This is a genomic window from Paenibacillus sp. FSL M7-1414 (genome assembly GCF_038003195.1).
GTDB classification, from domain to species: Bacteria; Bacillota; Bacilli; order Paenibacillales; family Paenibacillaceae; genus Paenibacillus; species Paenibacillus amylolyticus.
Map to the genome: position 1 here is coordinate 5,159,188 of NZ_JBBOOS010000001.1, position 17,160 is coordinate 5,176,347.

At 42.6% G+C, this 17,160-nt stretch carries 7 protein-coding genes; 1 reads left to right on the forward strand and 6 read right to left on the reverse strand.

Annotation, left to right across the window (positions count from 1 at the left end; all coding sequences use genetic code 11):
- Positions 1 to 18: 18 nt before the first annotated feature.
- A complete protein-coding gene (locus tag MHH92_RS22395; protein WP_307416531.1) occupies positions 19 to 1,290 on the reverse strand; it encodes an ABC transporter substrate-binding protein in 1,272 nt (423 codons plus the stop codon).
- Between the two features lie 180 nt (positions 1,291 to 1,470).
- Entirely contained in the window at positions 1,471 to 2,499 is a 1,029-nt protein-coding gene (locus tag MHH92_RS22400; RefSeq protein ID WP_076328228.1) for a LacI family DNA-binding transcriptional regulator, read from the reverse strand.
- A gap of 287 nt (positions 2,500 to 2,786) precedes the next feature.
- On the opposite strand from MHH92_RS22400, the gene MHH92_RS22405 reads away from it, so the two are divergent.
- Complete coding sequence (locus MHH92_RS22405; RefSeq protein WP_017687018.1) at positions 2,787 to 3,149, forward strand: iron-sulfur cluster biosynthesis family protein; 363 nt, start codon at positions 2,787 to 2,789, stop codon at positions 3,147 to 3,149.
- Between the two features lie 461 nt (positions 3,150 to 3,610).
- Here MHH92_RS22405 and MHH92_RS22410 read toward each other — a convergent pair whose 3' ends face one another.
- The 4 genes from MHH92_RS22410 to MHH92_RS22425 form a co-directional block, all read right to left on the reverse strand.
- Positions 3,611 to 6,718, reverse strand: a complete 3,108-nt coding sequence (locus MHH92_RS22410; protein ID WP_340906394.1) for a hypothetical protein — start codon at positions 6,716 to 6,718, stop codon at positions 3,611 to 3,613.
- 522 nt (positions 6,719 to 7,240) lie between these two features.
- Entirely contained in the window at positions 7,241 to 10,306 is a 3,066-nt protein-coding gene (locus MHH92_RS22415) for an S-layer homology domain-containing protein (protein ID WP_253502513.1), read from the reverse strand.
- Between the two features lie 535 nt (positions 10,307 to 10,841).
- Entirely contained in the window at positions 10,842 to 11,936 is a 1,095-nt protein-coding gene (locus MHH92_RS22420; RefSeq protein WP_340906395.1) for a hypothetical protein, read from the reverse strand.
- 108 nt (positions 11,937 to 12,044) lie between these two features.
- Positions 12,045 to 16,799 (reverse strand): Ig-like domain-containing protein, encoded by a 4,755-nt coding sequence (locus tag MHH92_RS22425; protein WP_340906396.1) that lies wholly within the window; start codon positions 16,797 to 16,799, stop codon positions 12,045 to 12,047.
- Positions 16,800 to 17,160 lie beyond the last annotated feature (361 nt).

The following is a 17,160-nucleotide window of genomic DNA, read 5'->3' on the forward strand; positions in this document are numbered from 1 at the left end:
TGCATGTTCAGAAAAACTCTATTTGTAGAGTCTTTCCAGTCCACTCTGAATTTCGGTTACGGTATCATCAAGCGTGGCTTTGTTGTTGAAGTAGACACCCAGCTTATCGTTAATGAGCTTCATCATTTCGTTCCATTGCGGGTTGAATGGTTCTGCATAGATCGTTGATTCACTGAACGCAGCCATGTTGATTTTTTTGCCACCGTATTCAGCATTCAGGAATTCATCACTGGACAGACCTGCTTTGGTTGCAGGAGCATCCTGACCGGCTTTGACCATTGGCATCTGTGCTTCTGGTGTGGTCAGTGCTTCAATTACTTTGAATGCTTCTTCCTTGTGTTTGGAAGCGTTGGTAATCGTTAACCCGTTAAAGAATGCGTTGGTTTCGCCCCATACCGGAGAGATATCCCAATTAATGCCTTCCACCTTGGCAAGTGAACCGATGTTCCAGAACCCTGTCGTTTCCATGGCGATCTTGCCTTGAGCGAACAACGGATCAGCTCCGATATTCCCCATGTCGGCAATCTCGGTTGGCGTTGGTCCCGCACCGTGTGTGAAGGTCAGATCATTCATGAATTGTAATGCTTTCCGCACAGGCTCTGTATTGAAGGTTGGTTTGCCACTCTCATCGAACAGTGAGCCACCGTTCTGGTAGATCAGCTGCATCCATTGCGGCCACCAGCTACCCGGATAGTAACCCCATTGAACCGTTTTGCCATTCTCCTTCACCGTCAGCTTCTGAGCTGCCGCCATCAGATCATCCTGCGTCCAATCTTTGGTTGGATATTCCACCCCAGCCTTGTCGAACAGATCTTTGTTATAAAAGAGGACCATCGCGCCTGCCCGATCCGGCAAACCAAATTGTTTGCCATCATACTTCATCAGGTTGGCAATATCATCGGAATAACGCTCGGACATGTTCACATTGTTCGCCTGAATCATGTCATCCAGCGGTATAATCTGATTCTTGGAGGCGTAAGCCTGATAGTTCTCGGCAATCATCATGATGTCCGGTGCCGTTCCTCCGGCGATCATGGTCTGTACCTTCTGGTCATAATCCCCTGCAACCACGTTCAGCTTCACGTTAATATCGGGATACGTCTGTTTCACAATGTCGAGTCGTTCCTGATAAATCTTCTTCTCATCCTCCGAGCCCCAGATTGTCATGCTCAAATCAACCTTGCCACCGGACTCGCCGGAAGAACCGTTTTTACTCCCGCTGCTACAGGCTGTCAGACCCATTACCATGACCAGCATCAATAACGAAATGACCTTTAGACTTCTTCTCATACGTTACGCCCCCTTGATATAATGAATGGATGACTACACTGAAACCCGTTTCATGAAATGGGTTTCATTAAGCTGAAACATAAAACCCGTTCCACTTTATGAAAGGGGTTTCATTCACGCACTCATTATATTTCACCCTTTGAGGAAATGTCAACGCTTTCTTTTCCAATTACAGGCCCTTTATCTTGCAGCAGGTCCTGTACTTTGACGCACAATTAGCTCCGGTTGCAGAACGATCTGCTTCTTCGGTTTGCCTTGGTTAATCAACTCATGCAGCACATCTACAGCCTGTTTGCCAAGCTGATACGTGTTCTGGGATACGGTTGTCAGTTCCGGTATAACGGCACTAGCGAGCGGTGTATCATCATAACCCACAATGGATATATCCTTCGGAATCGAGAGCCCATGCTCAATCGTTGACTTAATGGCACCAATCGCTGTGTTGTCATTGACACAGATGACTGCGGTTGGCGGATTGTCACGATCCAGTAGTTTGGACATCTCCCGTTTGCCGTCGTCGATGGAGAAGCTGCCGAGCAGTTGCCGTTCTTTGGGTATTTCGAGCCCATGCTCCCGAAGTTTCTTCTGCACAGCTCTGACCTTGACCATGGTGGTGGACAACTCTTTCAGGCCGCCAACAAAGGCGATATCGCGATGCCCCAGTTCAAGCAAATGCTCAGCTGCAAGGGCTGCCCCTGCACCTTCATCCGTGTATACCCGGTGAAACCCGCCTTTGGCAATATTGCCATTGACCAGCACGATTGGCATACGTTTGCCCATATCAATCAATTCCTGAGCCATGTCATCCGGACAGACCTGCATGTTAATACGCCCGCCGAGAAAAATAATCCCGTCTACCCGCTTCTCTCGTAGGATGGACAAATATTCAGATTCCCTGTTATAGTCGCCTGCGGTATTGCACAGAAAGAAGGTATACCCCAATCCGCGAGCCTCATTCTCCGCGCCCCAGAACACTTCCGGGAAGAAGGGATTGGTAATGTCCGGCAGGATGATGGCAATAGTGCCCGTCTCTTTCTTGATCAGACTGCGCGCCTGCGCGTTGGGCTGAAACTGGTGTTTTTCAATGATGGACATAATCTTCTCTCGGGTGCTTGCACGCACAGGTGCCGTATCATTCAGTACCCGGGAGACCGTCGCTACAGATACATTTGCTTCTTTGGCGATGTCGTATATGGTGATCGGTGTCATAGCGGAACCTTCCTTTTTCTCTAATTTTCCCTATTTTCCCTGCTTATCATACCAGATAAGGAATGGCGATGAAATGGGTTTCATTGACGGGCGAATGATTTCACACTGAACCCATAGAAATTCCGGGTATAACATTCATACGTAAATTATTCTTTGCATTACGCATTAGCGTCAATATATACAGGACATGTTTGCTTTTCTTTATTTCACCTTCTAATCTGCGTTTATGGTCCATATATTAAATTGTAAGCGAATTCATTGGAGATTAGAGGAGTGTGAACAACGTCATGATCATTCAAGTCAGTCCGCTGGCAGAAGCAAGACTTACTGAAAAGCTGGGAGATCGACCAGGCTATTTCAAATTGTTTTATGATACCGATGGATGCGGTTGTGACGGAATTGCGGTACTTCTGATCTTAAACGAACCGGATAGCGATGATGTTACCGTAGAAGCGGGGTCGCTTCCCTTTGTAATCAACAAACAGCAGCAGATTTACTTTGAACCCTCTCTGCGTCTGCAATCCGAGCACAGTTTCCCTTCATTCCGACTGAGTAGCGATTCCATGATCTATGGCAGTAATGTCAAAGTCCATGATTTACGAGATACCGCAGACGTAGCCCCTCAGCCCACTGGATGGTTTGTACGATAAACGTTGAATTAGCACTATAATCAAAACCTCCCAAGCCCAGATGTCATGCGGGAAGGGAGGTTTTTTATCAATTTTAAAGGCGAAGAAGCCAGACCAGAATTTTGTGACCGGCGTTAAGCAATACCGAATTGATAAGCGCTGGTTGTACCTTTCACTAGTAAAGACTTATATAACAACGTAATTGTCGTTTACCGGATCGGGGAACGAAACGTTAATGAGCTTTTATATCACAGACTTTTACCAGAGCATTTGCCAAAAAAAGACGTGATTAAATTTGTCGTCCACAGCGATAAATTTAATCACGTTTAACAAGACATGCTATCAAAAGGGTTGCGTCTAGATCCAGCTTGTCTCGTCGGGCTAACTGCCCGGCCAGAGCTCCTTCTCGCATCTTATAACGAAAGTGCCCTCCCTAATTCAGTCATCTCTAGCATTCGCTCTTGTCAGGTTGTTATAGAACACTAGAGTTCTATAAGGATCGAATTTTCTTTCCCTATTTCCGTTTCTGTTCCAGTATCCGGTAATCCGAACATCTCATGATCAGCAAACTTTTCAGAAATAGGTTTTTTCGCTACAAAAGAGGTAAGCTTTGTTCCTGGAGCTTTAGCAGCATAAGCCTCTGCCTTCCCCTGGAAGGTCATGATAATCTTCTTCACTTGACTCAAATCCACGCCCTCATTAAGTACAAGACCGCCTCGATCCTCTCCAGGTACCTCTATCGACCATACTGACAATAAACCTGGCATAATTCTGCTAGTCCCGTCACCCACAGCACCACCAGACTCATTCCGAATGAGTTCCTTCGGTTCTATATCACCTGTTGCACCTCGATCCGGAGTTACTTCATATTCAAAGAATCCATGGCTCTTGTTGTGTACAAAGTCAAAACGTTGACCATACGAATCTAGAAATGTTGAATGACCTGAGTGAGTATATTCAATGTGAATGCTTCCTGCGGCATTCCGTGCACCAGGTATCTGAATGTGGCAGTCACTAACCATCATGTGAGCTTTACCTGCAATTCTCTCCCGAATGAGCTGGTTATCCAGTGTCAAGGGGAAGAATGCCGTTCCATGTGCTCGCAGCGTTTCAAATTGCTCTGGGAAAGATGCTTCGTTAAAGATAACCGTCACGTTTTTGAATGGTTGCACCGGATTTTCTGAAGCATTTAATGCGTTTGTCAACTTAACGGTCATATCAGCATGAATACGACTAAGCTCAGCAACGTGGCTATCTTGAACAAACGGGAAGAGCTCTTGGCTCAGGACCATATAGCGATATGCTTGGTATTCTTGATACAGGAAATCTGTTAACGCTAGCTTTAAGCCGTTGTACAGGTCGAAAATATACGTATGGAATAGTGGCAAGCCCGCATCCACATCATCTCCCATTACCTGCTTGATTCGGTCTTGATCTGCACGTCGTTGTGCCGTTTCGGCGAATAATTTTGCTTCTTCCAAATGTTTAGCTGTCACAGCTTGTTTTTTGCGCTGGTATTCTTCAACGACGTTGAGATATTGGTTAAAGGCCTTACGATATTCTTCCACTTTATCTTCCGGCATTTGATCATAAACCGGTTTTAACATCTCTTCGAATTTCTCACGTGACATGGCAAGCATGGATGAAGAATATCCAAAGGAATCACGCGCTTCTTGCATTTGCCCCATCAGATTGTAAATCTCTATTCCATCCTTTATAATTGCTAACCCCGAAGAAGCGGCGATAGTCACATTTTTAATGGATTTAGAAAGTTCCTCTTCTTTTTTCTTTTTTTCTTTTTCTACCGTTTTGGCGTTTTTGAACGTATCATCTATCACAATGGTCTTGCCTGTATCCCAGTAGTTGCTCATTGCTGATGCTATGGCACCGCCTGTTTTGAGCGCCGTTAGGGCAGGGGTTACATTGGTAACCAGGGCTACGCCGTTCACTATCAAATCAAATGTAGCCTTCAGGGTGGACAAAGCAAGTTTCTTCCTTAGCGCATCTACAAATTCTTCAGCCACTTTCTGGAGCGACTTCTCTTTTGAAAGTATATCTTCATATAGCTTGTCAGCTTCTATTTCCAAGCGCGCCCGCTCTTTAATTGAATCTTGCCTTTGACCCTCGATATCATTAATTCGATTTACTGCAACGGTGATGGCATCGTTTAATACTTTTAAGCGCCCTCTTTGATCGTTCTCAGCCAAGATGTAATCACGATATAACGTTTCAGCTTGTTGAGCTGCGTTTATCAGATTGACACCCAAGTCTTGATATTTATTTAGAGGCATCAGAGGCACCCAATTCCATGGATGGCTAAAATAGTCTAGACCCTGTCCCAACTGTGTAATAAGGATCATTGCTTTATTTCGTAGTGCTAGCCATTGAATGGAAGCGTCCAGCATGTCGCTTTGGAATTCGGAATAGGTACTTTGAGCTCGTACCTCATTAAACCAGGACTCATTCGGTATTGTCTGTTGCAGCCAGTTTAGTAAATCGGCAGCTTCTTCGAGCTTATCCTCACTACCTGACAGATAAGCTAATCCTGCCTTATGTAAGGTTAATGTTTGACGTTCAAGTGAGGCACTTAAGCCAGTTTCTAAATCTACAGGAGAGAGTCTCTTACATATTTCCGTATCGGCGATTTTCGCTCCATAAAATTGACTATACCCAATCTGTGCAATAATGGATTGAGCAGGTTTACCATCAATCGCATGTTCTGCGCTGATCCCTACTGTGCCATTTACGCCGTCCTTTCCATTAGCGGATCTCTTCGTACTGCTGCGCTTTGTAACGCTTGATTTCTTCCCTACCGAGACTGTCTCCAGTTGAAGGCCACCTATGCCTCCCTGACATCCAGCTCCTGCTTTTCCGGGCAAGGTTGGGGCTCCAGCGATACCCACTTGCGTTTCCATCGTTATTCTCTGCTCTTCGCTTGAAACCACATATCCAATAAAAATATGTCCAGCGTCTCCACCATTCCCGGACCTTCCTGCGTTACCACCGTCTCCTCCATTACCTCCATCGCCACCCGATGTGGAATGATCATTAAACCAGAATATATGGGTTTCACCATCCCTTCCATCATCTCCTGGCCGGCCATCCATCCCGTCTCCTCCGTCTTGCCCGCGACCTCCATTACTGCCATTTGCTGAGAGATTCAATTCTCCTTTTAGATTGAAGCGCTCTGCTATCAGTACAAGATGCCCGCCGGACATCCCATTGGCTCCACTGGAACCGTCATGACCCTTTCCTCCATCGTCTCCACTTTTGATCGCTTTGATGCCGGAATCGGCCTTTGGTTCTTGTACGAAGTCCTGATCCGGAGGAACGGGTAATCCAGACGTGCTAATAGATATGTTTCCATGGGAAGAAATAACTCTCGCATTTATCGTTAGATTACGTCCAGGCAAACGTATCGATCCATCCAGATGGACGGTATCTGCCTGAACCCAGTAGTGAGCTGTAGCATCCGAAAAGTAATCTTGCTTTAAGATTAAATCGGAAGCTGTTAGATAAATAAATTCTTCTTTTTTTCCCCGCTGAACATTGGAATACAATGACTGAGTTTTGACTTCTGCAACTCCCATTCCTGGTTCCTCCCTTAGGCCTTGATAATTATGAGTATCATCTTTATGTAATCCAAAAGTTCTATGTAATAACTTCTGAAAAGTGATAATTATCACTTTATACCTAATTATAAGTTAATTTTATCCATAAATATAGATTTTTTTGTTAAGTTTCGACTTTTATTTCACAACATGCTTTTTATTAAATGTTAGTTTTCTTATATCCCTAAAATGATTTTATTATGACTTATTCCTTAACATTTAATATAGATACCTCTTTAATAGTTATGGGCTGATGATCACTTTAAGCAGCGTATTGAACATAAATCATCACAACTACATGAAGAATTCATGCACAACGTTATAATCTCAATGCTAATTAAATCTCCATGTTGTATTTATTATGTTTTTCTATCCCATAATAAAGAGTCGCCGACAAGTAGTTAGTTCAACGTGGAGATAGATAGCACACAGTACTCTAATAAACTTCTTCCAGAACAAAAAAACCACGTCTTGTTTGACATGGTTTTTTTGTTTATTCATTTACTCCTGATAGACAACTATACTTACATTAGAATTGTTATCTTCTGGCGTACTTGCTGTAAAAATGACATTATGATCCATCGTGGTGACATTCCACCCGGCCATCGAATTCTCAAATGCAGAACCAATTTTCTCAGCCAGTCCATTTAATGTCTCTGTTCCTGACAATCTTAAACGTTTGGAAACTTCATTCGTACCGTCTCGAAATACAACTCTAATAATCCCTGGCGCGCTGGGGCCAGAATCAATTTTTAAACTTATAGCTTGCTTTACTCCTGCAAAGGTCTCCGATCCTGGTGTAGTAATCGAGCTTGATACCAATCCAATACCTGTTGTCGCTTCCACGATTGCCACGGATAGTTTAGGATTGTTAGCCGAAGGTGCTCGGGCTGTAAATATAACATTTCTATCATTTGACGTAGCGTTCCAATCAACTAAAGACGTGTTAAATGCCCAAGCTATCTTCGTTGCAACTTCGGCAGCAGTTTCTGTACCTATTAATTCAATATCTTTAAGAATGGTTGTGCTACCGTCTGTAAATGTAGCAGTAATCGTTCCGGCAGCTGTAGCCCCTGAATCTATCACTAAGGTAGCCACTTGTGCTTCGCCAGTAGGGTATGGAGCTCCTACGGTCGTTATTGTACTATCTGGCATGCCAATTCCTGTATTTAATCCCGAAAGTCTCGCCATAGCTTTTATGTTATTCTCTGCCGGAAACTCGGCTGTAAAAATTACATCTGAGCCCCGTGAAGAAACGATCCAATTCGGAATCGTGCTCCCGAATGCTGCTACTATCTTGTCAGCAAGATCACTTCCTGTTTCAGGACTTCCCATCATAGACACATAGGCTGTCCACGAGGAGATTCCATCCGTGAATTTGACGCCTATCGGCCCATGATCACTCTCTGAATTGGGAAGACGCAGCTTAATTACTTGGGATGTGTTGGTCGCAGGATTTCCTGGAACTTCAAGTGTACTTGAAGGTGCCCCTACTCCTGATGCTTCCAAAGCGTATATTCGAACATTTTCGTTATTAGTACCTGGCGTTTGCGATGTGAAATGTACTCGAGTCCCATCAGCATCTGCAACCCAACCCGCTACGGATGTTCCAAACGCGACTGCTATTTTAGATGCTACTTCAGCCGCTGTTTCTGTTCCCAACATGTAGATATTTTTTTGAACTGGCACTCCTCCATCTGTAAAATAAACATAATATGAACCCGGAGCCGTTGCACCGTTCTCTATCACTAGTGTTGCTATTTGTGCTGTACCCTGTAATGGCGCTGTTCCTACAGATGTAATCGAACTATCTGGCATACCAATCCCTGTGTTTAATCCCGAAAGTCTCGCCATAGCCTTTATGTTATTCTCTGCTGGAAACTTGGCTGTAAAAATCACTTCTGAGCCCCGTGACGAAACGATCCAATTCGGAATCACGCTCCCGAATGCGGATACTATCTTGTCAGCGAGATCACTTCCTGTTTCAGGACTTCCCATCATAGACACATAGGCTGTCCACGAGGAGATTCCATCCGTGAATTTGACGCCTATCGGCCCATGATCACTCTCTGAATTGGGAAGACGCAGCTTAATTACTTGGGATGTGTTGGTCGCAGGATTTCCTGGAACTTCAAGTGTACTTGAAGGTGCCCCTACTCCTGATGCTTCCAAAGCGTATATTCGAACATTTTCGTTATTAGTACCTGGCGTTTGCGATGTGAAATGTACTCGACTCCCATCAGCTTCTGCACCCCAACCCGCTACGGATGTTCCATACGCGACTGCTATTTTAGATGCTACTTCAGCCGCTGTTTCTGTTCCCAAGATGTAGATATTTTTTTGAACTGGCACTCCTCCATCTGTAAAATAAACATAATATGAACCCGGAGCCGTTGCACCGTTCTCTATCACTAGTGTTGCTACCTGAGCCGTACCTACATTGTTATAAATACTACCTTGGACAGTTATGACACTTCCACTCGAAACCACACCTGTCATAATGCTTTCAACGGTGGCTTTAACATGATCGTTGTTAACAGCTGGATTTAATGATGTAAAATAAATGTTTGCACGCTCAGCATCCACATTCCATCCTGTTAGTGCATTATCAAACGCTTGTACGATTTTAGCAGCTACCTCAGTATCCAATTCAGTTCCATCAAGCTCTACGTAAACGGTCACTGGATTGACTCCATCTGTAAACGTTGCACGCAATGAACCTGGCGCATTTGCCCCACTAGTTAATGTCAGAGTTACCACTTGAGATATGCCTAAAACATCTTTGACGCCTACGGTGGTGTTCAATATGGAGGTCTTCACTCCAGTAGTAATCGAAGGTGAACCGGATCCATTAGATGTACTGTTTGAATCTGAATTTAAACTCGCAGTAGGTATAGATGGTGAAGGTATATTATCGTTATCTTCACTTTCAGTTCCTTGTTCTTGTTCTTGAATCAAGCTTATCGCTTTATCTAACATTACAACTGCCTCAGCTCGCGTAATTGGAGATGCCGGTTTGAATGAACCATTTGTATAACCAGTAATGATATATTTTGAGAATGTAGCACCTATGGCACCCTTACTCCAATATGTAAATTCTGAAGAATCCTTAAATGCTAAAGCTGCTTTTTCATTACTAGGTAATTTCAGTAAGTCTGCTACAATAACTGCAGCTTCTTGACGGCTTATCGGTTTAGAAGTACGTATAGTTTGATCTTTATAACCTTGTATGTAACCTGCTTTTACCGCTTTTTGTACTTCTAGATAGCTCCAATTTGAAGACGACAAGTCAGTGAAATGTATTTCTTCTACCTCATTAAAACCAAACTGACGATTAACCAATGCCATAAATTCTCCACGTGTAATTACATTGTTGGGTTTAAGTGTTTGACCAGAATATCCTTTAATTAACCCTTCTGAGAGCCATTTGTTAAGGGTATGTTCGGCCCAATGTCCTTGAATATCTAAATTGGTTTTCTGACCATATGCTACCCCACTAAATACGGATACCATACTGGTAGCTATTATGAATGTGCTTACTTTTTGAATTATTCTTCTATAAAACATATACTTCCTCCAGTTCAAATAAAAAGTCATTTATTCACCCAATCGAACAGATTATTCTTCCCTCCCATCCGGTTACTCTTTACTAAGGCAATTTTGAATAAGGTATAAGCTTCAACCATTTACTGTTTCTCAATGCTATATTATTATATCGGTTTACAATAGTTCACGAGTTATATTTATTAATTGTTTAATTCTTTTACGCAGCACTATTCTTTTTTTGAATTGAACGATCCTTGTCCTCAAATTGCGTTCTTGAAATGAGTTTTCAATAATATTCTATGGAGAACTTACAACTTAAGAAAGATATATATCAGGAGTCTAAGTTAGAATTAACAGTCAATGAGTTGCTATTACAATTCTTTTGTAGCGCACCTGAAGAATTCGATTTTATTCACGAAAAAGTTTCATTCATCAGGAGTTATTCTGATATCCACGTATGTATCATTGTTATAGAAATTAAACACAACAATAGCACCGTTCCATTTGAAAGTGTCGGAGCAAGTATCATCAAAATGAGTCCTTATGAAAATTTATATCAACCTCTCTTAACTTGATTGTTTGATAAAATTGTAACGAGATTAATTTTATTTTTGAAGTCCTCCGATCCATTTAACTCTACTATTAATCTCTCTAAAAAACGGATGACATCGTCTACTGATATTGAACTCGATTCAATTCTACGTAAAAACATTATTGTAAGCTCTCTCACTTCTTTTAAGGCAATATCATTTCTTTTTTTTGATGCATATTTGCTTAGATAATATAAATCAATGTTCACCTTAGTTATCTTTATGAAGGGATTATTACTGTTTGCAGCTCTTAAATCTCTCAGAAAATTTAAAGCTCCACCTAATGAAAAATAAATCTCTGTGAGTTTTTTTAATCTTTTCTTCTCCCATTTTTCCCTGTATATTTGGCCTACAGTGTCAAATATAATGAAAGTCAAAAATGCTTCTTTGATTTTAGGTAAAAATTCTATGTACATGTTGTATTGATTTAATGTGTATTCCTGTCCCATCATCATACTCGCCCAGCGCATAGGATTATAAAAAATATTCGAAAAAATTCCTGATGTAAAACCATCTAGAATTGAAAATACATACAATATTCCTGCTAACCAATACAACTCTAATCTAAATCGGAACAGGATATATACAATTATAAATATTATTACTGCTGAAAAGTAAAAACTACCATTTAAAATTTCATTGCTTAAATTAGAAATCGACTTCATATATGTAATTAATTCTTCAAGAGTTAAGTTACTATCGACCAAGTAATCCATATACGCCCTATTTTCTTTAAGCTGTGTGAGAAATGAAATCTCCTCTGTTAAAAGCTCATCAAATATTGCTTGAGTATTATCCGGTAGATCTTTTTCCATAACAATAAAAGTTTTTGTAATGGTATTTCCTATTTTTGTTTTAGCATCAATTTCAGGTGAAAAAAAGACGTCCTCACTATACTTGCCCTCAGTAGCATATCTATAATATGCACCCGGATCGACTATGTTAATTATTTCGAATAGTAACATGGATATAACTACACACAATGGAAAGTACAATATAAACATACCTAATATAATTACATTTTTTTTAAAATACGCATTTCCCAAACGTGACTTATTCATTGAATTCCCTCTCTTTAACTAATCAAAAATACAGATCGTATTTGCTCATTGGTATCTCAATAAGCAAAAGATCAGACCCTCTTGGTCTGATCCTTTGCTTTCACACTTCTATTGAATCAGATTCGACTTCTTAAGTAATTTTTGAAGTAACGTAGCCACTTCAGCACGTGTGATTTGGCCCTTCGGTTGAATCGTAGTCGTTGTTCTTCCATTCATAATACTCGTTGCTAAACCAGCTGCTATATGATCTCTGGCATAGCTTGAAATCGATGAATCGTCTTTATATTGTCCGATCAACGTGTCTACTTGATCAGGCAATAAATCCGGATTGATGCCTGTGATCTTCATCGCTTTCGCAATGATAGTCATAGCTTGTTCACGAGTGATGGTATCCATAGGAGCGAATTCAGCATCACTATAACCCTCAATTAATTGATATTCGTGAGCTGTATAGATATAATCAGCAAACCAATCGGACTTATTTACATCGATAAATGAAGTTTCGCCAGTTATCGGTACTATACCCAGCCCTCTTACAACCATAGCAGAGAACTCTGCACGTGTAATGCTCCTATTCGGTTCGAAGAAATCCTCACTAACTCCCGTAACAATCATTCGTGATCCCATGTCATTGATTGCGTCTTTTGCCCAATGGTTCGTCACATCAGTAAATTCAACTGGGTGCCATACCAGCGTGTACAAGCTATTGGACAAGCTATTAACCACTGCGTGGTAGCGATTATCTTTTTTTTCAACATAAGTTGGTACATGATGAGTGGAACCATCCGACCCTACAACAATTCCTGTCGTAATCTGATTTGGATCGACGGTCTCCGGAAGTGGAATATACCGTTCAACGTACGTATTGAAGCGATTTATTTCCTTTCTTGAACCATTAAATTCAGCCATTAACATAAAATGGACAGGATCCACTAAAAGTAAAGCACCTTTTGAAATTGCCGAGTCCTTTGCAATGCTTGATTCCGAAGGAAGAGCTTTTGAGATTGTTAACTCAATCGTCATGTCTGATAGTGTATCATCCGCACCAAGTTGACCCGCTACCGCCTCAATTGAGATTTGGCTCGCAGGTAGTCTATATGTGGCAAGCGGGGTGACCAGTTCTAAGACGGCAGATTGATCTATCATCTTTTTAACAACATCCCCTGTTAATATTCCCACAATAGAATCCGATGACTCATTCACAGGAATAGTCACTACAGCATTCTGACCTTCTTTCGCCAACCATTCTAGAAGTTTGCTAGGATCCGGCGTAAGAGTTGTTATGGTTCTATTATCAACGATTTTTGTATCCAACTTGCCGATCTTCTCTGACTTACCGTTTATTACAACAGGGACACCACTTGGCTCTAGCTGAGGTGGGTTTGCTGATGGTGTTCCACCACCTTGTGAGCCCGCTCCACTGCCACTATTGCCTGAATTTCCACCGCCACCTGAACTATTGGACGAATTGACAGTAAGTACAAGGTTAGTTGTTGCTATTTCCCCGTCTCCATAAACAGCTGTAATCACGGAAGTATAGGTTCCGGCTGGTAAGCCTACTACCGGTCTAACGCTCCACGTGTCGATACTTTCACCCGCAGCTACATTATTGCCACTTCCTTCAACCACAAATGTATTGGGTTCACTGGAAGTTAGACTACGAATGGTGGTATCAACCGCCCCGGCATTCGTGATGATTAATTCCTTTGCAGAAGGTTGCTCATAACCAACCGTTACAGGTGAAAATAATGGAGCCACAATACTTAAAAAAGGTATCGTCTCTGAGATATCTTCGAACTCTGCGCTAATGGTAACATCCCCGCTTGGCATGATGAAAGTTTCACCCACGATCGGATAACCCACAGAATTAAAGATATACTTCAGCGATCCTATTTTTACTCTCTTCCCGAAATCCGGTAGAATGTTCAAGCTAATTAAGTTACCGGATGGGGAGATCGTAGGGGCAACAATAATTGTGCCACCTACCAAATTGTTTATCGTCACAGTGTATTGTTCGATTTCAGTAACTACATTTATTGTAGCGTTGCCCGATTTACTGCTGTTGGCCGTTGAGATCGCGGTAATCGTATATGGACCAGGTGTTGTGTTTGGAGCGACACTTACCAATCCATTTTCATCCACTTTGACATTTCCGCTCGTATCACTGCTGCTCCATGTCACGGTTTGGGCTGCTCCACCACTGACATTCACAGTAGCTGTGAGCTGCTGTGTATCACCTTGCAGCACACTTGAATAGGTAGGACTCACAGTTACACTGTTGACTTCTGGTGCAGAAGTCACTGTAATCGTTGTACTCCCTGTCTTGGTACTATCAAAAGAAGAAGTTGCTGTAATTGTATACGGACCAGGTGGGGTATTTGCTGCCACACTTACCAATCCATTCGCATCTACCGTGACATTGCCATTCGTGTCACTACTGCTCCACGTAACAGTTTGGGTCGCTCCACCGCTGACATTCACAGTGGCCGTTAGTTGCTCTGTATCTCCTTGCACCACATTAGGGTTAGACGGACTGACCGTCACACTGTTTACTGCCGGTGCTGAGGTAACCGTGATCGTTGCACTACCTGATTTAGTACCGTCAAACGTCGACGTTGCTGTAATTGTATACGGACCAGGTAGGGTATTTGTTGCTACACTCACCAGTCCGTTCGCATCTACCGTAACATTACCGTTCGTGTCACTACTGGTCCACGTAACAGTTTGGGCCGCTCCACCGCTTACATTCACAGTGGCGGTTAATTGCTCTGTATCTCCTTGCACCACATTAGGGTTAGACGGACTGACCGTCACACTGTTTATTGCTGGGGCAGAGGTAACCGTGATCGTTGCACTACCTGATTTAGTACCGTCAAACGTTGACGTTGCTGTAATTGTATACGGACCAGGTGGGGTATTTGCTGCTACACTCACCAGTCCGTTCGCATTTACCGTAACATTGCTGTTCAAATCACTACTGGCCCACGTAACGGTTTGAGCCGCTCCACCGCTTACATCCACAGTGGCGGTTAATTGTTCTGTATCACCTTGCACCACACTAGGGTTAGACGGACTGACCGTCACACTGTTTACTGCTGGGGCAGAGGTAACCGTGATCGTTGCATTACCTGATTTAGTACCGTCAAACGTTGACGTTGCTGTAATTGTATAAGGACCAGGTGGGGTATTTGCTGCTACACTCACCAGTCCGTTCGCATCTACCGTAACATTGCCGTTCGTGTCACTACTGGCCCACGTAACGGTTTGAGCCGCTCCACCGCTGACATCCACAGTGGCGGTTAGTTGTTCTGTATCTCCTTGCACCACACTAGGATTAGACGGACTGACCGTCACACTGTTTACTGCCGGTGCCGAGGTAACCGTGATCGTTGCACTACCCGATTTAGTACCGTCAAACGTTGACGTTGCTGTAATTGTATAAGGACCAGGTGGGGTATTTGCTGACACACTCACCAGTCCGTTCGCATCTACCGTAACATTGCCATTCGTGTCACTACTGCTCCACGTAACAGTTTGCGCCGCTCCACCGCTGACGTTCACAGTGGCCGTTAGTTGCTCTGTATCTCCTTGCACCACATTAGAGCTAGTCGGACTGACCATCACACTGTTTACTGCCGGTGCCGAGGTAACCGTAATCGTTGCATTACCTGACTTGGTGCCATCAACTGTTGACGTTGCTGTAATCGTATATGTGCCTGGTGTAGTGTTTACTGCCACACTCACCAATCCATTTGCATCCACCGTGACATTGCCATTCGTGTCACTACTGGTCCACGTAACTGTTTGGGCCGCTCCACCGCTTACATCCACGGTTGCTGTCAGTTGTTCTGTGTCCCCTTGCTTCACAATTGGGTTAGCTGGGGTCACAGTCACACTATTCACTTGTGGGGCGGGAGCCGACTTTATATGACCGTCATATGTTTGACTGTCATAACCTACTGCAACTGCTCGTCCTCCACCTATAATGACGTCGGCAAAATCAATGGATGAGGATAGATTACTCCATTCCTCTTCCCAAACAACCCCATTTATCGAGGTTGCAACTCTTTCATTTGCGCTAACGGTATAAAATTTACCTGCAGCATAAGTCACTGAAGCTAAACTAACGTTGCTGTAATTCAATACGGTCGTCTTGCTCCAAGTTACTCCATCATTTGAAACGTATGCCTGTCCAGCCTCACCAACCGCTACAAATGTATTGTTTCCATAGGCAACATCGAAAATGGCTTGGGTCGGATTAGTTGTATATACCTCAGTCCATGCTAACCCATCGGAAGAACGGAAGATTTTAGCCGCTTGTCCTTCATTATAGGTTGTTGCAATAAACATCCCATTGCCGTACACTACTCGGTAAAAATCAAGGTTTGTATTCGTATACACTACCTCTGGAGTACCATTTTCTATGAATGAGTAAAGTTTTTCTTTTCCTGCTAACACATAACGGTTAGTAACGGGACTATAAGCAATATCGTTGATCTGCTTGTTTTGGAAAAATGAATTTACAGGCGTCCATCCGGTGGTTGTGGGTTCAGATGACTTATAAACTCCATCCGACGCAGTAATAAACCAAGTTGCATTCAAAAACTTGACGTTAGTCGGTTCAATGGAAATCTCTAGATTCCGGTTATCCCAGGTCACGGAATCTGTCGACAGATGATAGTCTAGAAAATAGCCTAAAGACAAAAATGTACCATTGCCATATTCCACAAAAGTTTGAAGACTTGCAGGCACCTGATGTACAGGACTCCAAGTCGCAGCGTTCGCTTTAGAAGGAAAAATCCCACCACTAAAAGAACTAATGAGTAAAATACTTGCCAATGTAGTACGGAGTATACGATTCAAACTCCTTTTTCTCGAAAACAAAGACATATCCGGCCCCCTAAAATTGGATTTAATCGGCAATTATTATTGCCTATCTATTTCCCGATGAAGTTTGTCGAATGATGAAATGGAAATTACTCTCATCATAAACGAGACTTTGGTATAGGTAAATATAATTTTAGGGACTTTTTTCATAAAACAATGACTTTCAACCCATTTCAAAATTGATCTAGTGTGTTTTTTTGAAGTTTTGTTATAAATTTTCGTCACCATTCGATTTGAAACTGCAAAATTTTTAATGACAGCCCTTCTTCCATCTGTTATAAACAAATTATGACAACTATATCTAGCCATCACCTTGGAATTAAAGGAGAAAATAAAA